Source organism: Lysobacter tyrosinilyticus (assembly GCF_054779815.1).
This window is the reverse complement of sequence record NZ_BAAGXN010000003.1, coordinates 297,463-317,712: the sequence shown is the minus strand read 5'-3', so window position 1 is coordinate 317,712 and position 20,250 is coordinate 297,463. Positions and strand designations below refer to the sequence as shown.

The 20,250-nt window shown below is 65.1% G+C and carries 12 protein-coding genes; all 12 read right to left on the bottom strand.

Annotation, left to right across the window (positions count from 1 at the left end; genetic code table 11):
- Positions 1-5 precede the first annotated feature (5 nt).
- The 12 genes from ACYVGK_RS08175 to ACYVGK_RS08120 all read right to left on the bottom strand — a co-directional run bounded on the left by ACYVGK_RS08175 (position 6) and on the right by ACYVGK_RS08120 (position 20,127).
- Positions 6-5,039 (bottom strand): NEW3 domain-containing protein, encoded by a 5,034-nt coding sequence (locus ACYVGK_RS08175; RefSeq protein WP_460732864.1) that lies wholly within the window; start codon positions 5,037-5,039, stop codon positions 6-8.
- A gap of 356 nt (positions 5,040-5,395) precedes the next feature.
- Positions 5,396-7,003 carry an FG-GAP repeat domain-containing protein gene (locus ACYVGK_RS08170; protein ID WP_460732863.1) on the bottom strand — a complete coding sequence of 536 codons (1,608 nt, stop codon included), beginning with the start codon at positions 7,001-7,003 and terminating at the stop codon, positions 5,396-5,398.
- Between the two features lie 83 nt (positions 7,004-7,086).
- Complete coding sequence (locus ACYVGK_RS08165; protein WP_460732862.1) at positions 7,087-8,190, bottom strand: NAD(P)/FAD-dependent oxidoreductase; 1,104 nt, start codon at positions 8,188-8,190, stop codon at positions 7,087-7,089.
- 115 nt (positions 8,191-8,305) lie between these two features.
- A complete protein-coding gene (locus tag ACYVGK_RS08160) occupies positions 8,306-9,076 on the bottom strand; it encodes a hypothetical protein (protein ID WP_460732861.1) in 771 nt (256 codons plus the stop codon).
- 111 nt (positions 9,077-9,187) lie between these two features.
- Complete coding sequence (locus ACYVGK_RS08155) at positions 9,188-11,005, bottom strand: carboxypeptidase regulatory-like domain-containing protein (RefSeq protein WP_460732860.1); 1,818 nt, start codon at positions 11,003-11,005, stop codon at positions 9,188-9,190.
- Positions 11,005-13,218 (bottom strand): hypothetical protein, encoded by a 2,214-nt coding sequence (locus ACYVGK_RS08150; protein ID WP_460732859.1) that lies wholly within the window; start codon positions 13,216-13,218, stop codon positions 11,005-11,007. Before ACYVGK_RS08150 ends, ACYVGK_RS08155 begins: the two co-directional genes overlap by 1 nt.
- Positions 13,215-14,402: a BatA domain-containing protein gene (locus ACYVGK_RS08145; protein ID WP_460732858.1), complete on the bottom strand. Its 1,188-nt coding sequence runs from the start codon at positions 14,400-14,402 to the stop codon at positions 13,215-13,217. The genes ACYVGK_RS08150 and ACYVGK_RS08145 overlap by 4 nt, the downstream gene beginning before the upstream one ends.
- Positions 14,399-15,304, bottom strand: a complete 906-nt coding sequence (locus ACYVGK_RS08140; protein ID WP_460733453.1) for a DUF58 domain-containing protein — start codon at positions 15,302-15,304, stop codon at positions 14,399-14,401. The genes ACYVGK_RS08145 and ACYVGK_RS08140 overlap by 4 nt, the downstream gene beginning before the upstream one ends.
- 21 nt (positions 15,305-15,325) lie before the next feature.
- Positions 15,326-16,348, bottom strand: coding sequence for an AAA family ATPase (locus ACYVGK_RS08135; RefSeq protein ID WP_460732857.1), 1,023 nt, complete (start codon positions 16,346-16,348; stop codon positions 15,326-15,328).
- 31 nt (positions 16,349-16,379) lie between these two features.
- Entirely contained in the window at positions 16,380-17,096 is a 717-nt protein-coding gene (locus ACYVGK_RS08130; RefSeq protein ID WP_460732856.1) for a DUF4159 domain-containing protein, read from the bottom strand.
- Positions 17,097-17,145: 49 nt separating this feature from the next.
- A complete protein-coding gene (locus tag ACYVGK_RS08125) occupies positions 17,146-18,480 on the bottom strand; it encodes a TldD/PmbA family protein (protein WP_460732855.1) in 1,335 nt (444 codons plus the stop codon).
- A gap of 15 nt (positions 18,481-18,495) precedes the next feature.
- Positions 18,496-20,127, bottom strand: coding sequence for a TldD/PmbA family protein (locus tag ACYVGK_RS08120; RefSeq protein ID WP_460732854.1), 1,632 nt, complete (start codon positions 20,125-20,127; stop codon positions 18,496-18,498).
- Between the last annotated feature and the right edge of the window lie 123 nt (positions 20,128-20,250).

Here is a 20,250-nt window from a genome sequence, read left to right as displayed (position 1 = left end):
GCCGGTCACAGCGAAACGAACGTGACGGAGCCTGAGCTGCTGACGCCGCTCAGGCTCCATGTCGCCTGCACCCGATACTGACCAGCGGCCGTCTTCGCCTTGTTCAAGCGATAAGTCGTGCGGGCAATGCCGTCGCTGCCGCTGGTCGCCGTCTGGACGATGTTGCCGCCCGCTGGCCGGATGATGGTGAACGTCACCACTGCGCCTGCGACCGGCGTGCCGTTGTTGCGCACCAGCGCCTGGATGCGCACGAGATCGCCACGGGGGTACGTGGTCTTGTCGGTGCTGACATTGGTCTGCAGGCTGATGGCCGGCGCGGCCACCGTGTAGGTGATGGCGGTGCTGGCGTTGTGGACAGCACCAACGTTGCTGCTGGCACTGGCCCCGATGCTGTAACCGCCAGCGCTGGCGTTGCTGCTCGAAGTCACCGCGAGCGAGGTGTTGCCGCTGGCGCCTGGTGCCAGGTTCAAGCTCGACACGCCCAGTGTGCCGGTCCAGCCGCTGGGCACCGAGCGGGCGAGTCCGAAGCTGGTTGCGGCACACGCAGTGCTGTCGTTGTTGGTCAACGCCAACGAATAGGTAACGGTGCTGCCTGCCGGCACGGCAGTAGTGGATCCGGTAAGGCTGATCGTGGGCGCCACGCGCGTGCAGACCGGCGGTGGCGGCGAGACGGTGTAGGTGATCGTCGTGCTCGCGGCATGCACGGCGCCGACGCTGCTGCTGGCGCTGGCGCCGATCGTGTATGGGTTCGCGGCGGCGTTGCCTGCCGACGTCACGGTGAGCGTAGTGCTGCCGCTGGCGCCCGGTACGAGGCTCAGGCTCGATGCGCCGAGCGTGCCGGTCCAGCCGCTGGGCACCGAGCGGGCCAGTCCGAAGCTGGTTGCGGCACATGCAGTGCTGTCGTTGTTGGTCAAGGCGAGCGAATAGGTGACGGTGCTGCCAGCCGGCACGGCGGTAGTGGATCCGGTCAGGCCGATCGTCGGCGCCGCGCGCGTGCAGACCGGCGGTGGCGGCGAGACGGTGTAGGTGATCGTCGTGCTCGCGGCATGCACGGCGCCGACGTTGCTGCTGGCGCTGGCGCCGATGGCGTATGGGTTCGCGGCGGCACTGGCTGCCGAAGTCACGTTGAGCGTGGTGCTGCTGCTGGCGCCCGGTGCGACGCTGAAGCTGGTGACGCCCAGCGTTCCTGTCCATCCGGCAGGCACGGAGTCGGCAAGGTTGAAACTGGTTGCCGCACATTCGACGCTATCGTTGTTGGTCAGTGAGAGCGTGTAGCTGATGCTACTGCCTGCCGGAACCGCCGTGGTCGAACCAGTCAGGCTGATCGTCGGCGCTGCGCGCGTGCACACAGGTGGCGGTGCCGAAACGGTGTAGATGATCGTCGTGTTCGCAGCATGCACTGCGCCGACGCTGCTGCTGGCGCTGGCGCCGATGGTGTAAGGATTCGCGGCGGCACTGGCTGCCGAAGTCACGTTGAGTGTCGTGCTGTTGCTGGCGCCCGGAGCAAGGCTGAAGCTCGTGACGCCCAGCGTTCCCGCCCAGCCGGCAGGCACGGAGTCGGCAAGATTGAAACTGGTCGTCGCGCATTCGACGCTGTCGTTGTTGGTCAGCGCGAGCGTGTAGCTGATGCTGCTGCCCGCCGGCACCGCAGTGGTGGATCCGGTCAGGCTGATCGTCGGCGCCGCGCGTGTGCAGACCGGAGCTGGCGGCGAGATGGTGTAGGTGATCGTCGTGTTCGCGGCGTGCACGGCGCCGACGTTGCTGCTGGCGCTGGCGCCGATGGTGTATGGGTTCGCGGCAGCGTTGCCTGCCGAAGTCACGTTTAGCGTAGTGCTGTTGCTGGCGCCTGGTGCGAGGTTCAGGCTCGATGCGCCGAGCGTGCCGGTCCAGCCTCCTGGCACCGAGTTGGCGAGACTAAAGCTCGTCGCCGCGCATTCGACGCTGTCGTTGTTGGTCAGCGCGAGCGTGTAGCTGATGCTGCTGCCCGCCGGTACGGCGGTGGTCGACCCGGTCAGGCTGATCGTCGGCGTCGCGCGTGTGCAGACCGGCGGTGGTGGCGAGACTGTGTAGGTGATGGTTGTGTTCGCGGCATGCACGGAGCCGACGCTGCTGCCCGCACTGGCACTGATCGTGTAGCCATTGGCTGCGGCATTCGTCGCGGATGTCACGGTAAGCGTGGTACTGCCGCTGGCGCCCGGCGCGAGATTCAGGCTCGTATCCGCGAGGCTGTCGCTCCAGCCCGCCGGCACGGAGTCGGCAAGGTTGAAGCTGGTGGTGGTGCAGGCCTCACTGTCGTTGTTGGTCAGCGCGAGCGTGTACGTGATGCTGCTGCCAGCGGGAACGGCAGTCGTCGACCCCGTCAGGCTTATTGTCGGCGCCGCGCGCGTACACACCGGTGCCGGATCGGCCACCGTAAAGGCAATCGTGTCGGTTGCGGTATGCACGGCACCGACGCCGCTGCTGATACCCGCGCCAATGTTGTAGCCACCCGGATCGGCATCGCTCGCCGAGGTCACGCTCAATGTCGTGCTGCCGCTGGCACCTGGTGCCAGGGTCAGGCTCGTATCGTCGAGGGTTCCGTTCCAGTTGCTTGGGACGGAATCAGCGAGGCTGAAGGTCGTCGCAGTGCAGGCAGCGCTGTCGTTGTTTGTGACCGCGAGCGTATAGGTGATGCCGCTTCCGGCCGGCACCGCCCCCGTCGATCCGCTCAGATTGACGGTGGGCGTTGCACGACTGCATACCGGAGGCGGAGAAACCGTATAGGCGATCGTGTCATTGGCGGTATGCACGACGCCGATGTTGCTGCTGGCACCCGCGCCGATGTTGTAAGTGTTCGCCGTGGCATTGGAAGCCGAAGTTACATCGAGCGCGGTGTTGCCGCTGGCGCCGGGAGCCAGATTCAGGCTGGTCTCTGCGAATGCCCCCGTCCAATCGGCAGGTACTGAAGCGGCGAGGCTGAAGTCGCTTGCCGCGCACGCTTCGCTGTCATTGTTGGTTAGCGCCAACGTGTAGGTAATGGTGCTGCCCGCGCCAACCGCTGCGGTGGATCCACTGAGGTTGATGGTCGGCGCCGCACGCGTGCACACCGGCACCGGCGCCGACACCGTGTAGGTGATCGCGTCGCTCGCGGTATGTATCGCGCCAATGCTGCTGCTGGCGCCCGCGCCAATGTTGTATCCATTCGCGGCTGCGTCGCTCGCTGAGGTCACACTGAGCGTCGTAGTGTCGCTCGCGCCCGGCGCCAGGCTCAGGCTCGCGTCCGCCAAGTTGCCGCTCCAACCCGAAGGAACCGACTTCGCCAGGCTGAAGCTGGTTGCTCCACACGCAGTGCCGTCGTTGTTGGTGAGCGTAAGCGTGTAAGTGACGGTGCTCCCAGCAGGCACCGCAGAAGTGGATCCGCTCAGGTTGAGCGTGGGTGCGGCATGGGTGCACGCGTTGATTACCGGCATCTCGTACGCACCGACGTCGCTGGCCGAACCCTGCGGGCGCGAGGTCAGCATGAAGTCGGTAGTGACGTCAGCAAGAGGGGCGACCCGGTCCGCCAACGGCGAACCCGCAAGCAGCTCGGCGTCGAACGTGGCAAGGGTCATGCTCTTCAACTGCGGATACTGGCCGCAGATGCTGTCGCCAGGGCAGGTGTTGCCGTAGACGTTCCAGACCAGGTTGCCTACGTGGGTGATGACGGCGGGCGAGGTTCCAGCCTGGACACGGCTCAGATCCGCGGGATTGAGGAACCACGGATAGCCGACCAGTGCGTTGTTCTGGATCAGCGCATGACCGCTGCTGTCGCCCTCGGTCGCGCCGATCAGCGACCATCCTTGGCCGGTGATGGTGTTGTGGCGTACGACCACGTCATCGTTTGCGGTGAACACCAACAGGAGTGTCGTTCCATCGGCACGGCATTGATCGGCGGCCTGCATGTAGTACTGGCCACTGAAGAACCCGCAGTTGCCGATCAACACCGAGTTCTCGACCAGCGAATTGCCTTTTACCTTGATCTGGTTGCCGGCATTGCCCATGGCATAGACGCGACGCAGCGTCGCGTGCGTGCTGGCAGCACCATCCAGGAAGCGCAGATCCAGGCCGTCCTGGGTGTTGTGGTGCGCGAAAACGTCTTCGATCAGCCATTGCCCGCCCGTGGCGACCGTGCCGAAGCCGTCGCCATAGCCGCCGCTCTGTTGCCCCCAGCAGGCCCATGCCTGTTCGGTCTGCCAGCGTTCGCCGCAACCGTTCCAGCCGAACTCCATGTTGCGCAGGGTGATTGCCCCGGAGTTGGAGGCGCCGGTGCCGATGTTCGCGTCCCAGCCCGCACGTCCATTGCGGTTGATCTTGACGCGTTCCATGGTCCAGTCGGTGAGCCCGCCGGCCCACAGTCCCGAATGGCCGAGGCCATGGATGTCGACATCGTGCAGCCAGACGTTCTGGGAAGCGCGTGCGTACACGCCGTACTTGCCCCACGTGCCGATGCCTACGGCCGGACACTTCACTGAGGCGTTCGAATGGCTATAGACGCAGTCGTCGTGATCAGTGATGTCTAGATAGCCGATCTCGACGTTCGAACTGCCGTCGAGATTCAGGATCCGGGCAGTGCCCAGAGTGCCCCACAGTTGTGGTGGCTGGCTCGCGTTGCCCAAGATGCGTGTCGTCGCGCTGCCTGTCCCGCTGGGAACCGGGGACATGTAGCAGTTGCCTGGCAGGCAGCTACCGGCGCCAGGCGCGCCCTGGCCCATCATGTAGCTGCCGCTACCGATCCGCAGTGTGTCGCCGCCATTGATACGCCGCGTGCCGTCGGGGGCCATCGCGAAGAACGGATGCTTCCAGGCGCAATTTTGCCCGATGCCAGTACCGGGATAGGGCGCATCGCTGTGGCCATTGCATTCGACGGCATCGCCACCGTCCACGCGTACGTAGAAGGTGTCGGCATGCGCCGGTTGCAACGCAGGCATCGCCATCGCCAACAACAGCGGCAATTGCAATGAAAGGAATGGGCTTGCCTTGCTGCGACCGGGTTGGATCAACACGGGACGGCTACAGGGCATGACGCATTCCCTTTAGCGTGGATCCCCCTCGGTACAACCCACAGTCGCGCCATTGTTAGGAATGGGTGGCTCCGACGGCCATTCCCCATGGAGGGGTAGTGAAGCGGTGGGTTAATCCGCGAGTGAAGCAAAGACGGATTCAGAAATTGCAGTCGCTCTTCTCACGCGCGACGCTTGTGTAAGTACACCGACGCAGCAATAACCATGCCGCCGTAATAGAAGGCAGCGCCGCGGACGTTAAGCAGCACTGCGCGTCTTGCGCCGGTGGCGTGCCGGCTTGGCTGGCGCCCCTTGTTCCTGCCAGTGTTTCGGCGGAAGGAATCAACGGGCGCCGAGTGCGCGTGATACGCCTTGAGTCAGCGGGCCACATCCTGCAGGCGCAGCGGTCGTGCCGCAGGCTTGGGCATCTGCCGGAGAGGGGGCGGGGCTTCCAGGCTTCCCTGCAGCCGCTTCTTCGCTGAATTGTTGTCCGTGCGCAGTTCCGTCGTGGACGTGCGTGCCTTCGCAACGACTTCGATGAAGTTGCGCGTGCCTCCGCCGACCACGCTGAAGGGCAGCACGCGGGTACGGCTCGTGGCGGCGGCAAGCGTGGCATCGTTGCATGCGACTTCGACGCGCAGTTGGGACTGCGACGTAATAGCGCAGCCTGCCGGGAGTGCGCCGACGACCAGCGTGCCCCTGCCTGCGGTCAGCGTCAGGTCGACGCGAGGCTGCAAGGCCGCGCCCGTTCCGACATTGTCCAGACGCACGGCGACACGGGAGCTGGTGAGACCAAGGCTGGCGGTAAGGTCCGGCGCGGCGCCGCAGCCCGTGCCCGGATGCACCACCAGGCCGGCGCTATAGTTGGCGTCGACGATATCGGGGCAGTGGTCGCCATTGACGTCGCCGACGGCAATGTCCTGAGAGGTCGCGCCGAAGGCGTCCGGTTCCTGCTGGAGCAGCTCCTCGCCAAAGCCCGCAGCGTTCTGCAGTTGCACGCCGACTCGGCCGCCGCGATGGCGGATGATCAAGTCGTCACGGCCATCCCGGTCGAGATCGTAGGACATCATCGCTTGCGGATAGAGCCCGGTGTACAGGGTCGTGGGCGCAGACAGGCCCCCGCTGGAATTCTGGGCAAACAACGCCAACGTGGCGTAGTAGTCCGGGAAATTGGTTCGCAATATGAGCAAGTCGGCCCGGCCGTCGCCATTGAAATCGCCTGCGCCGGTGACGCCAGGGAAGCCATCAGCAGCCGGGTTGAGCTCGAGCGGCGGCGAAAGGTCGAACGTGCCGTCGTTGTAGTACACGTACGCGTGTGTGACGCCCTGGCCGGACATCAGTGCCAGGTCCTGGAAGCCGTCGCCATTGAAATCCGCCACCTCCATGTCATTGTCACCCTGGCCAGCCGTAGGTAAGTGCAGCGTGCCGATGACGTTGGCATGACCATCGCCGAAATGAATCGTGGCTCCGCTGCCCGCGCTGTGGCCGATGATGTCCAAGTTGCCGTCACGGTTCACATCCAGCACTGCGACGTCGTAGGACCCGTTGGGAATCGGCCGGGTGTAGGGACGGATGGAGACAGGGCCGTTGCGAAACGGTCCCCACTTCACGATGGAAATTCCGGTGTCGTAGCCCACGATGACTTCCATCCGGCCATCCCGATCGAGATCGGCGACGGTCAGGCCAGTTGCATTGACATAGGGGGCGAACGGTGCCTTATGCGCGAGTTGCAGCGTCCCATTGGCCTGCTGCAGGTAGATGAGCAAGAAGCCGGGCGCAGGCACTTGCGAGAAGTCGATCGCCGTCACGGCCACATCGTCCCGCCCATCGCCGTTGAGGTCGCCGACGGTGACCCCATCGGACCATAGGCCGTTGGTCGGGTAAGCGACATAAGGCGCGAGCCCATAGCCGGCCGACGCGCTGGGCGAGGTGAAAGCAAGCAGTACTGCGCAAAGCGCGGCGGCGCGCCTAAGCATCGCGGTCATGAGTCGTCGTGTAGTAAGCCCCAGCGCAGATTCTACCCGAGGCGCGCGGACAGGCATCGCGAGCGCAGTGGACGCCGTGCGAGTCAACTCCGACGCTTGTGGAAGTACACCTGCTCGGCGGCCCAACGCATCGGCGGCGAGTAAAGCAACAGGTCGAAGGGCCAATCGAACTGCATGCGATCGTAGGCCCAACGCAAGGCACGTTTGGCACGGAAGCGGGGTGCTGCGTCGATCGCGACCTGTTCCGGCCGCGGGCCTGCTTCGCGCACATGCGACACGATCGCTGAGCCGACGGCCCAGCCGTGTTCCCACGCGGAATGGATGCCGCCCGCGGTCACCGGCGAGACGATGCCGGCGGCATCGCCGGTGAGAATGACGTTGTCGCGGGCCATGTCGATCACCGGGCCGCTACACGGGATCAGGCCGGCGCGTGTATGGCCCGGATGGAGATGTTTCGGAAGCCCGCCGGCAAGACCCACGCGCAGCAGGAAACCATCGATGTCCGGAACGCGCGCGTTCGACGGATCGTGACGAAGCGCAAGCCCTGCCTGGATGCCCGTCGGGTTCTGCGCGATCCAGCCGATATAGCCAGGCGCGAAGCGTTTGCTGATGAAGCAGTGCAGGGCATTGTCGTTTTCGAGGCGAGCGCCGGGAAATTCGTATTCGATGCCGTAGAGGAAGTGCCTTACTTCGCCCAGGCCGCAGCGTTGCGCGACACGCGAACGCGCACCGTCTGCGCCGACGAGGTAACGGGTCGTGCCCACACCTTCCACCAGCCAGCCGTCCTGTATGCGGCTGCATTGGTTGAATGCCGCGCCCAGGCGAAGATCGACGCCATGCGAACGCAGTTGCTCCGCCAGCCAGCGCATCACCTGCGGTGTGTCGGTGGTGAGGAAGTAGTACCCGGGCGCCGCGAGCGCGACCTGCTTCAGGCTCGGCGCATAGAGCCGCACCTGCTCGATGCGGCGCGTCATCGATGCCGGGATCTGGTTGAGCAGGGTACGTTCCGCGGCTTCCTTGACGATGATGCCCGTGGTTCGCAGCTTGTCGCCGGGATCACTCTTGCGCTCGAGCACGCACACGCGCAGGCCGCGCTGAGCAGCGGCGATCGCGCAGGCCGCGCCGGCGAAGCTGGCGCCCACGACGACCACGTCGAAGTCAAAGTTGAAGGATTCTGGGGCTGGCATTGCGCATCGCTGTTCCGGGACGATGCGCAGGATGGCGTCGCAGCGCGAAGCGACGACGCCGCGAATGTGAAGTGGGCGCGAAGTGGTGCGGGCTAGGTACGCTAACGCTCAGTGTTCAGGGAACCTCGATCTCAATGGCTTCGGCGATCGTCGTCTTGCCATGGAACTCGTGCACCAGCACGAGACCGCCCGCCGTCGGGCAGTAGTACTTGTGCTCGATCGAGCCCCGGCTCAGCGGCGACCATTCCTTGGTGATCAGGCAGCCATCGAACGTGCCCAGGCCGGTGGTCACCTTGCGATTGACACCGACGACCTTCGCTTCGTCTTGGGCGACACCTTCACGGAATTCCTGCTGGTAGAAATCACCCGGCGTGGACTCGGCCAGCATGATCAGGCCCGCGATAGCGCCATCGCTGCCGGTTTCCCACGATCCTTCCTTGCTCGTATCCAGCAGGTTGCCTTCTTCGTCGTATCCGTAGGCGGTCGTGTCTTCGCCGACGTACCAGACGTTGCCGTCGTCGTCCTGCGCGTACCAGTCGATGGTGTCTTCCAACAGCAGGTCGCGGTCACCATCGCAGTCGGCGTCCTGCCAGGCATGGTCGAGCACGACGCGCGCAGTCAGGCCGGCGTATGCGCCTTGGAAATCGTTCTTACTGTCGTTGGTGACCTCGACCTCGTCGATGACGCACTCATCGGCCGATACTTCCGAGAACACGACGCGCATTCCCGGAATCAAAGGCATGTAGGGATTGTCGATCGCCAGTGGCGCGTTGAAGTTGCCGATGTCGAATGGGAACTCTACCAGTCCGCCGGCTCGCGCTTCGTGTGCCAGTACGAGCGCAAGCACGCCGCCGAGTGCGGCCGCCAGTTTTGGAAGGGTACGCATACCTACCTCTCCGCCGAGAGCGTCGACGACTCTCAATACAGCGGGCCGGAGGAATACGATGCGAATTTTGTGTTATCGCCGGGCACCCGTTCGGGTGAACTGGGCGTTGCCTCAGCCGAGCGCGAAACGCCCCGTTCGCTTGCGTTCCAGCCACCACAACGCGGCTGATGCGATCAGCCATGCAAGAAACCACGGCCAACGCGTGGTCGGAGCCGTTGCAACATGCGCAGTCCGCTGCGGTGCGAGCGTGAGCTGTTGCGTGGCGTCGCGATCCTGCATCGCGATCGCGCCAGGCGTGTCCTGCGGAGCGCGCACGTGGAACGACGCCTGCGCCTTGCCGCTGCGCAGGATGTGCCAACCCGCTGTTTGCGGCCAGAAGCCGGCGCAGCGGTCGGGACCTGTCGCGGGGTCGATCAGGAGTCGTCGCGGTTGCGTCCCGAGGGTCGCGATGGTCGCATCTTCGGCCAGGCCGCAGACTGCCATTCGCGTTCCTTGTCGCGCATTGGCAGGAACCGCGAGCGTTGCCGTGGCAACGGGGCGCGCCACGGTGGCGATCGCCTGGCTCCAAAGCGCGGCGTGGGCGTCGGCCCGACCGACGAGCACGAGCTGGAATGTATCCATCGGCAGCCACGCAGCCACACGTCCGCGGTCGAGCGGTCGCCATGCGGCCAATGCCTGCCCTGCAGCGTCGCGCAACCACGGATGCGCACCAGCGGTGTCAATGCGCAGTGTCTGGCGGTTGAGCTCAGGCAGGCCGGTTGGCGTGGCAGTGGTGGTTGTTGGCGCGTCGACCGAGCCAGGACCCAGACGGGCCGCAGTGAAGTCGGGATCGTCCTCATGCAATGGCAGGGCGAAGGTCGGAGCGATCGAGGCATCGGCAAGGCGTAGCCCCAACGCAGCCAGGCTGCTACGTGTAGTCGCGGAAATCGGGCCGGTCACGCGAACCAGCAAGCCAAGCCCGTTGCGCACCGCGCTCGACACCACATGTCTGCGGGCTTCGCCAAGACCATCCCAGGCGCGCTCATCAATGATCATCGCGTCGAATTCCTTGAGCGTAGCCGCATTGAGTGCGACCGGTGCATCGCCCAACTGCATGCCACCGCCGAGCTGGACCTGGGTGGTCAGTCGCACACCACTGTCCAGGGCCCACCGACGCAGGTACTTCAATTCCGCATCCGGTGTGCCGGCGATCACCAGCACGCGCAGCGGCACCGCTGCGAATATTTCGACGGGCAGGGGACTCTCCTCGAGCGTGGCGCCGCCGGCATCGACCACGCGCACACGGAATTCGACCAGCCCGGGCGCGCGCGCCGCGCCGCGCAGCAGGAATCGGCCGCTGGCATCGAGGGACTGCCGATCAATGCGCTCGCCCGAGGGGTCGAGCAGCTCGATGCTGCCCCTGCGCACATCGTTGACGGCACCTCTCACTTCGAAATCCGCGCCGGACTGCGCGCGCACAGACGTCGGCAGTTCGACCAGGCCGCGCGGTAATGGCATTGGTACGAACTCGATGGGAAGTCCCTGCGCGCTGTCGCGATCGCGAGCAGTGAGGCCGCGTCCGACGATGCGCAGTCGCGCGGTGGCGGGATGCCACCGCAAGGCCGTCGCCAGATCGGGAACGGATTCAACGTCTGCAATCGTTCCGACTTCGGGTAGGGCCACCACGCGTTCGTTTGCGGATCGCGCCCGGACCTGGTTCGCCGGTGCATTGCCCGTGGCGACAACCAGCGTTTCCGTCGCCATCTCGGTGGTCGGAGGCACGAGGGTTCGATAGAGCAGCAAGGCGGACGTTGTCTGCAGGAGCAGCAGAACCACGACGCGTCCCGCGCGCGGGCGCGGCATGCGTCGCGATGCGAACCAAAGCATGCGTGCGCTCGCCACGATCAGGGCGAACACAAGCAGAGTGATGGCCAGTCGTTGCGAGTCCATCATGGCCGCTCCGCCTGCAACGCATCGAGATAGGCCTGGCCGCTGCGATCCGGCAGCGTGCGGGGAGCCGGTTGCGCCGGGGGCCGTCGCAGCAAAGGCCATAGTCGTTTACGCAGCTGCTGGCGGCACGGCTCGCATTCCGGTTCGCTTCGCACGCCATCGATCGCTGCAATCACTCCCAACGCATCTGGTACGTGTTTTTCATTGGCGCGCAGCCAGCGCTCGGTGCCACCAAGGTCGAGCGGCGGGGCGTCCGGGCTTGCGGGGACTTCGAGCGCGCGCCACAGCGATTCCAGCAACGCCGACGTCGGTGGCGTCATCGCCAGCGAATCACCACGCGGCGCTAGTCCCTTGCGATCGCCGCTCAGGCGCCGCGTCGGGTCGATCGGCGGAAGCTCCGAACCCACGCGTGCCAGATAGATGCGGCCCGCCTGTTGCACCTGCTTGATGTAATCCAGTGCCTTGTATTCGAACGGCAGGGCGAGATCCGGGTGCCCCTGGCGCAGGTTGAGCTCCGCCTGCCACATCTGGTCGAGCGCCGCCTTGAGCGTGCGGCGCGTTTCCGGATCGAGCAGCGTGGCGGCTTCCGAGTCGTCGTGGGTGTGACCGTATTCGGCGAGCACATCACCTGCCTCGCCGAATTCCACGGATTCGCGCTTGCCCCCGCCGTGGTCGTGCTCGTCGTGACTCTCGGCTTCGTCACGTTCACTGGATGCGGTCTCAGCCTCGCTGTCGGCATCCGCAGTGGGCAGGAGTTTGCGCGGCGCTTCGTGGGTGTCTTCTTCGGCATCTGCGGTGGGAAGCCGGACGCGCGGCGAGCCTTCGCTCTCTTCGCCGAGGAATTGCCCATAGCGCAGGCGCAGCAATCGCTGGTCGACGCCAATCGCGTCGGAACGCGAAACGTAGTCGTCCGCCGCAAGCCTGCGTCGCTGGGCCAGCAGGGCTTCGCTGTCGATGATGATCTGGCGCTGGCTGCGGAAGTACGCGGGCAGTGCCTTCTTCACCAGGCCGTCCAGCCCCGTGGTCTGAGTTGCGTCCTCGGGCGGCCAGCGCAGGATGTAGCTGGCACTCTGCACTGTCTGTGGCCCTGCGCCGCGGTTGTCGTTAACGCTCAGCTGCACGACCAAGTCGCTGCCCGGCGTGAGCCCGAGCGCGCTCAGATCGAAGTTGTGCGAATAGTGACGATGCGTGGCATCACCGCGGCCGGTCAGTGATACCTCGCGTTCCTCGAAGCGGATGTTTTCACCTTCGCCCTGAGCCAGCGTGATCCGCAGCGGCGCGCTTGCAGCGAGGCCGTAGTCATCCTGCGCGTCGAACACCAGCGACCAGTTGCGCTGGTCTTCGCGGCGAATCGTCAGGGTCTCTTCCGGCGCGATGGCACGGATCTGCGGCGGCTGGTCGGGTACGACATCGATGCGCTGCAGGCGGTTGCGCAATAGCGGCAATCCTTCGACTTCGACCCGGTACAGCACCGGCACTTCGATGCGCCGTGATGCGACCCAGTCGTCGCCTTCTCGCTGCATCGGAATTCGATGCCCGTCGTGGAAGGCGAGGGCTGCCGACACGGGAGCAGGGTTGAAACGCAGGGACCAGCGGACGCTCGCACCTTCGGGAACCCGCGTTTCGAGCGTGGTTTCGTGACGCGTTGGCAAGCGTGTGTACGCCGGCGGTGCGATGTCGAGCTGTTGGCTTGCGAGCACGGTGTGCGTGGGCGCGGAGGTCGCTCCCTGCGAAGCCGGCGACATGGCTGCGGCGCGTTCGGGCCTTGGGGCCGGCCACGCGAGGATGGCGATCGAGACCAGGCTGGCACCGAGCCAGACCGACAGCACCGTGCGCATGGGCCACGCCGGGCGCACGTCTGGCGGCGGACGGTCTTCGAGACGCTGCTGCAGACGTTGCCGTTGCAGGCGCTGCAGCGGGGGTGTTGCAGCGGCGTTGAAGAGCAGCGCGGCGCTGTCTTCCATCCGCGGGTCGCATTCGTCCAGTCGCCGCGAGAGCCAGTGCGTGTCGACGCGGCGTGTCGCAAGCCAGGCAGCAAGCAGGGCAATCGCCATGCCTGTTGCAAGAATCGAAGTGCTCCAGCCAGTGCCGCCTGCACGCCAGCCCAGCACTGCAAGCGCGACCACGAGCGGAGCCGCAATCAGTGCCACCTGCATCGCCAGACGCAGGCGTGAAGAATGGAGCAGGCGCGTCAGCTGCTGGTCCGTCTTCATTCGCTGACGACCTCGCGGCGACCGGAGGCCATCCAGCGTTCGACGACGAACAACAGCGCGACCAGGATCAGGAACCAGGGCTGCAGGTCACGCGGCGTTTCCGGCCATGCACGCGCACCGGTGAGCGGGATGTAGTCGCTCGCGGCAATGCGCGTAGGTGGCGTCGGCGCGGGTGCGAACAGCGTCCAGAGCTGGTCCGGGAACGTGGGTTCCAGGATGATCGGCATGGCTTCTGGCGTGAGCGGGCGCGTCCATTGCAGGATGCGGCCGCGTCCGAGCGCCAGCCCTCGTACCAGCACGTCGCCGTCCTGGTCGCGCCATAGCGGCACACCATTGCGCCGCATGTCCGGGACTTCGGTCGTCACGTCGAGCAGCGCCGTGCCGCCCTTGCCGATCCAGTCGCGGAGTTGCTTGGGCAGCGGGCCGGATGCGACCCATGCCAGAGGGCGATCGGTCGGAGGCAAGGCATGTGTCACGGCAGCGACATCGCGTGCTGCCGGTTTCGCGTCACTTGGGCGTTTCGACGGCACCGCAGCTTCCCAGGCAACAGCAGCCGCGCTGAGAAAGCGCGCGGCTGCGGCACGCTCCTCGGTGTACCTGACGGCGAGCGGCGGTCGTGCTGCGGCCTCAGGTCGCGTTGTCGGCGGCGTCGTGTCGCCGGCCACGACTCGCCATTGCACGGAACGATGCAACTTCGGTCGCACCGCGTCGGTGCCATCGAGAGTTGAGGGTACCAGTACGGTGACGGTGGTCTGTTCCGGCAACGTCGCATCGAGTTCGCGCAGCAGGCTGCCCACTTGCTGCGGCGCCACGGGCGGGGTGGTTTCGAGCACAGGAAAGCCTGGCGCGAGCCAACGGTATTCGGTTGCGTCCTCACGCGTCGTAACCGCCGTGCGATCGACGCCAGGCGCGAGCACGACCCATCGCTTCGGGTGCGGTCCACCGAATAGGACAGGAGCGGCAAGCAGCAGCGCCAACGCTGCCAGCAGGAGCAAGCGGACCAGCAGCAGCGGCCATTCCTCGAAGCGCAGTCGACTGCGCGGACGCGCACGCGCCGGCAGCCAACGCAACGCGGCGAAGACCGTGCGCTGCTGCTCGCTGCGTCGACGCAGGTGGATCAGCAGTGGCACCAGCCAGGCGGCCAATGCGGCCAGACCAAGCGGCATCAACAAAACGAGACTCACGCTAGCTCCGTGTCGCCGCGCAGGGCGAACAGGCGGCGCAGCGGCAGGTCCAGCGCTTCATCAAGCATGTATTCGACCTGGCGGATCCCGTTGGCTGCCAGCTGCATCGTCAATGCACGACGAGCCGTGGTGAAGCTGGCTAGGAATTCCGCGCGAACGGCCGGTGCATCCGTGAGGAGTTCGGCACCGCTTTCGACATCGTGGAAACGGTGGCCGCCGCGAAACGGAAAGTCGCGCTCTTCGGTCGTGAGGATGCGAATGGCCAGCACCTCGCGACGTGCGGCAGACAATCGCTGTGCGAACAGCGTGGCGTTCTCGTCGAAGCCATCGCCCAGCATCAGCACGAGCGCGCCTGGCGCGATGCGCTCCCACAACGGACGCAGCGTGGTTTCCGCCGGCCATGCGCCCTGCGCACGCATCTCGCGCAAGGCCAGCAGGCAGCGGTCGCGATGGCGCAGTCCGGTGCCGGCGGGGATGACGTTGACGCCATCGCCACCAAGCATGGCCAGGCCGAAGCGATCGCCCTGCCGCAACGCCACCTCGATTGCGCTTGCGGCCAATCCGCGTGCCGCATCCAGCCGTGTCCAGTTGGCGCGCGCGGCGTCGCCCTGGTTCATCGAGGCGGTCGCGTCGATCAGCAGCCATACGGTGATCGGGCTGTCGCGTTCGGCTTCGCGGACGAAGAAGCGATCGGAACGTGCGTAGAGTTTCCAGTCGACCTGGCGCAGTTCATCACCGGGTTCGTAGGCACGGTACTGCGCGAATTCCAGGCCGGCACCCCGGCTGCGGCTGTGATGTTGGCCGAAGCCGTGAGAGCCCACGGCGCGACGCGGCACCAGGCGCACGTCCTTCAGGCGTGCACGCACATCGCGGGGAATGAAATCGGGCGTCGACATCGGCAGCGTTCCGGTATTGCGGCGCTCTTATGCGGTGAACGGAACGTCGCGCAGCAGCGAGACGACGACGTCATCGGTGGTCTTCTGCTCCGCTTCCGCGGCGAAGGAGAGCAGGATGCGATGACGCAACACCGGCCCCGCCATGGCGATGACGTCTTCGCGCGTCGCGGCGAGGCGGCCGTGCAGCAGTGCGCGTGCCTTGGATGCGAGCACCAGCGACTGGCCTGCACGCGGACCCGCGCCCCACTTGACCCATTGGCGGATGTCCGCCGGCACGTCATTGCCCGGACGCGTGGAACGCACCAGGCGCGTGATCCACGAGAGCAGGTCGTCGCCGAGATGGATGTGGCGCACCAGTGCCTGCAGCTCGACGATCTCGCTGCCGGACATCACCCTCGGCACCGAAGCCACCTTGATGCCGGTGGTTTGCGCAAGGATGTCGCGTTCTTCCGCTTCGTCCGGATAGTCCACGCGCACATGCAGCAGGAAGCGGTCGAGTTGCGCTTCCGGCAACGGATAGGTGCCGGCCTGTTCGATCGGGTTCTGGGTCGCGAGAACGAAGAACGGCGCGGGCAGCGTGTGCGTTACGCCCGCATAGCTGACGGTGCGTTCCTGCATCGCTTCCAGCAACGCGGCCTGGGTCTTCGGTGGCGTGCGGTTGAGTTCGTCGGCGAGCAGAAGATTGGTAAAGATCGGGCCCGGCTGGAACTTGAAGTGACGGCGTCCGGTGCCGTGGTCCTCTTCCAGGATCTCGGTGCCGAGGATGTCGCTGGGCATCAGATCCGGCGTGAACTGCACGCGACGGAACTGCAGGTGCAACGCTTGGCCCAGCGACCGAACCAGCAGCGTCTTGCCGAGTCCGGGCACGCCTTCCAGCAGGCAGTGGCCACCGGCCAGCAAGCCGATCAGCAACTGCTCCACCACGGCTTCCTGGCCGACGATGGCCTGCGCGATCGCGGCGCGCAGTGTGCCCAGTTGCGCGAGCCGGGACTGGATGTCCGCCTCGCTGATGTCATTGGGGAAACGGGAGGCGTGGTCGTCGGCGCTCATGGTGTGCTGCGTGGAAAAAGAAGAGGGAAGGTCACGAGGTCAGGGCATAGATGGCGATGTTGACGGCGAACTTGGTGTTGTCCTCGGCGAGGAAACGCTTGTTGCGCCAGTCGTAGTCCCAATCGCAGCCGTAATCCTTGTTGCTGTAGAGCACGCCAAGGCGGCCGTCGATCTCGATGCCCTTGAGATATTCGTGGACGATGTCGTCGCCCCAGCCGTTGAGTTCCAGCGCGGTGGGAGGTGGGCCATCGAACTTGAAGAAGCTGCGATACAGCGCATGGTTGTTCGGCAGCTTGCGCAACGCTTGCTTGCCGAAGATCGAAGCCATCTGCGCCTCGAACGAGCGCGCGAACATGCCATCGATGTCGTGGTTGCAGTCGTCGACGAACACGAAGCCGCCGTTGCGCACGTAGCGCTCGAAGTTGCGGCGTTCGGCCGGATTGAACTCCACCAGCTTGTGCCCGGCGAGATAGCAGAACGGCGCGCTGAAGATCTTCGGATCGGCGAGGGCGACCACGTGTTCCTTCGGATCCACGCGCAGATTGGTGTAGTCGATCAGCGCGGTGATCATGTTCGACGGCATGCGCTGGTCGACATCCCAGTCGCCGGACTCGTACTTGAGCCGGGTGAACCAGAAGTCGTAGACCGCGGCCGCGCGCACGGGGCGGGGCAGTTGGGCCAGTGCGGCGCCGGCGATGCCGCCGGCGAGGAGCCTGAGGAACGCGGCCCGGTTCACGGCCGCGTCCATGGTTGCGGGGACGCCCCTTTCGACGTTGCGCCCCCGCGTACTGCCATCGTCACACCGCGTCGGAGAGCGAGGTGAAGGTGAAGTCGCGCAGCTTCATCGGCGGGATCATCATCACGAACGGGGATTCGTCGTCGCCAACGCGTACCGGCTTGCCCAGCTCTTCGATGTTGTTGAGCATGATCACCGGCGATTCGTTGAAGCGCAGGTTCTTGATCGGATACTTGATCTCGCCGTTCTCGATGTAGAACGTGCCGTCACGGGTCAGGCCGGTGAGCAGCACGGTCTGCGGATCGACCATGCGGATGTACCAGGTGCGCGTGACCAGGATGCCCTTTTCGGTGCCCTTGATCAGGTCCGCGGTCGACTTGTCGCCGCCCGCCATGATCAGGTTGCCCGGTTGGCCGACAGCGCGCTTGCCCTTCTGCTGCGCCCAGTAGCGCGAGTACTGCAGATAGGACACCTTGCCCTTTTCGATGATCGGTGCCTTCTCGCGCGGCAGGCCATCGTCGTCCCACGGATAGACCGCGGCCTCCGCATCCCACGGATCCGACCAGATGCTGACGCGCGGATCGTAGACCTGCTCGCCGAGCTTGTTGCCGCCACCCTTCTTCGACAGAAAGCTGCGGCCTTCATCGGCCTGGCGCGCATCGAAGCCGCCCATCATGAAGGAGATCAGTCCGGCCGAAGCCGCCGGCTCCAGGATCACCGTGTACTTGCCGGGCTCGATCGCTTTGGCGTCGCTGGAATCCTTCGCCTTGCGGATCGCGGTGCGGATTTCGCGCTTGGCATCGAAGCGCTCGACATCGCGCAGGTTGCGCGCGACCCAGCCGGAACCATGCCCGTCATCGGTGCGGACGGTACAGGTGTAGTCCAGGCCGGATGCCTGCTGGTAACAGAAATTGCCGTTGCTGTTGGCCGAGGCAAAGAAGTTGCTGTTGTCGCTGAAGAAGCCGGCGGCCACCAGCTTGTCTTCGCGGCAGGGTGCGATCGAGTCGGATGCGACCTTGGCGCGGTAGTCGGCGTTGATGGCAGCGGTGCCGGCACCGAAGGTCGGCGTCTCCTTGTAGGTCTGCTTCGGAATCGCTGGCATGAACTCCGGGTTCTCGGGCGCGAGGCGGGCGAGATCCTCGGCGCGACGCACCACGCGTTCCAGCGACGCGTCATCGAAGGAGTTGATCGTGGCGGTGCCCACACGCTTGCCGAAAGCGACCTGCACGGCGAGATCGATGTTGTCGATGATGCCGCTGGTGGTGACGTTGTTGAGGGCGAAGCGCACATTGCCGTTGGTCGAGCCGGTCAGCGTCGCGGTGCATTCGTCGGCCTTCGACAGCTTGACGACCTTTTCGAGGATCGCCTTCGCTTCGGCTTCAGTGAAGATGGTCATGGAGTCTCCTGTCGATCAGCCGAGCGAGCGGGCGGTGTTGATGACGTTGATGCCGTTGAAGCGGGCCGTCGCCGAACCGTGCGACACCGCGGACACCTGGCCAGGCTGGCCCTTGCCGTCGAAGAAGGAACCGCCGAGGCGGTAATCGCTTTGGTCGCAGACCGCGGCACAGGCATTCCAGAATTCCGGCGTGCGCATCTGGTAGGCCACGTCTTCGATCTGCTGGGTGATCTTGCCGTTCTTGATCTCGTAGAACAGCTGGCCGCCGAACTGGGCGTTGTAGCGCTGCTGGTCGATCGAGAACGAACCGTCGCCGATGATGTAGATGCCGTTCTCGACGTCCTTGATCATGTCGGCGACGCTGAGCTTGTCCTTGCCGGCGGCCATCGAGACGTTGGCCATGCGCTGGAACTGCACGCTCGACCAAGAATCGGCATAGCAGCAGCCGTCGGATTCAGTCTTGCCGAGGATATGCGCCTGGTCGCGGATAGCCTGGTAATCGACCAGCGTGCCGTCCTTGATCAGGTCCCAGCGCTTGGTCTTCACGCCTTCGTCGTCGTAAGCCACCGCGCCGAGGCTGCCCGTCTGCACCTTGTCGGCGAAGATGTTGACCTTGTCGCTGCCGTACTTGAACTTGTCCTTCATCTTGTCGATGGTGGCGAAGCTGGTGCCGGCGTAGTTCGCCTCGTAGCCCAGTACGCGATCGAGCTCGAGCGGATGGCCGACGGACTCGTGGATCGTTAGCCAGGTGTGCGACGGGTCGAGCACGAGGTCGTACTTGCCTGGCTTCACCGACGGTGCGGTTAGCTTGGCGCGCGCGTGCTTGGCAGCGGCGACGATGTCTTCGCGCAGGTCATAGGACTGACCGTAATTGACCACGCCATTGGGCGACACGAACTTCTGCTTCGGGTCGGCATCGAGGTATTCGAAGCCCAGACCCATCGGCGACGACAGTTCGGAGCGGGTGCGGAACTTGCCGCTGGCCTTGTCGATGGCGGTGACGGTGAACGGCGCCCAGATGCGGTGCACGTCCTGGTCGATGTAGGAGCCGTCGGTCGAAGCGAAATACTTCTGCTCGTTGACCAGGAACAGCATCGAATTGACGAAGTCGGCGCCGGCCTTGACCGCGTCGGCATTCGCGCCCAGCAGCAGGTCGACCTTTTCCTTGATCGGCACTGCCATCGAATTCTTCTTGATCGGCGTCTTCCAAGACACTTCGCCGACGCCCGGCGCCTTGGCGAAGTGCACCGGTTCGGTGCGCGTGCGCGCATTGGCCTTGGCGATCGCGGCGGCCTGCTGCGCAGCTCTCACCACTGCCTTGGGCGAAAGATCGTTGGTGGCCGAAAAACCCCAGGAACCGTTGGCGATCACGCGGACGCCGACGCCGGTGGATTCGGTGTTGACGATGTTCTGCACCTTGTCTTCGCGCGTGATCACGAATTGGCGCAGGTAGCGACCGATACGCACGTCGCAATAGGTGGCACCGGCATCGCGCGCAGCCTGCATGGCCGCGTCGGCGATCGACTTCTTCATGTTGACGTCGAGGCTGCCCAGCAGGTCCTCGGCGGCAATCGCATTGCTATACATCGGAAGCGTCAGGCCGGCGAGCCCGAAGCCGGATACTTTCAGAAAATCACGTCTTTGCATCGCAATGCTCCACCGTTATACGCCCATGAACATCGTGTTCGCAGGCGCGGTTTTTTTGAAGGAAGAAGCGCTCGGCGACTTTGGCCGGCGATGCCCGAATGCGCAAGGGTGACTAATGGGCTA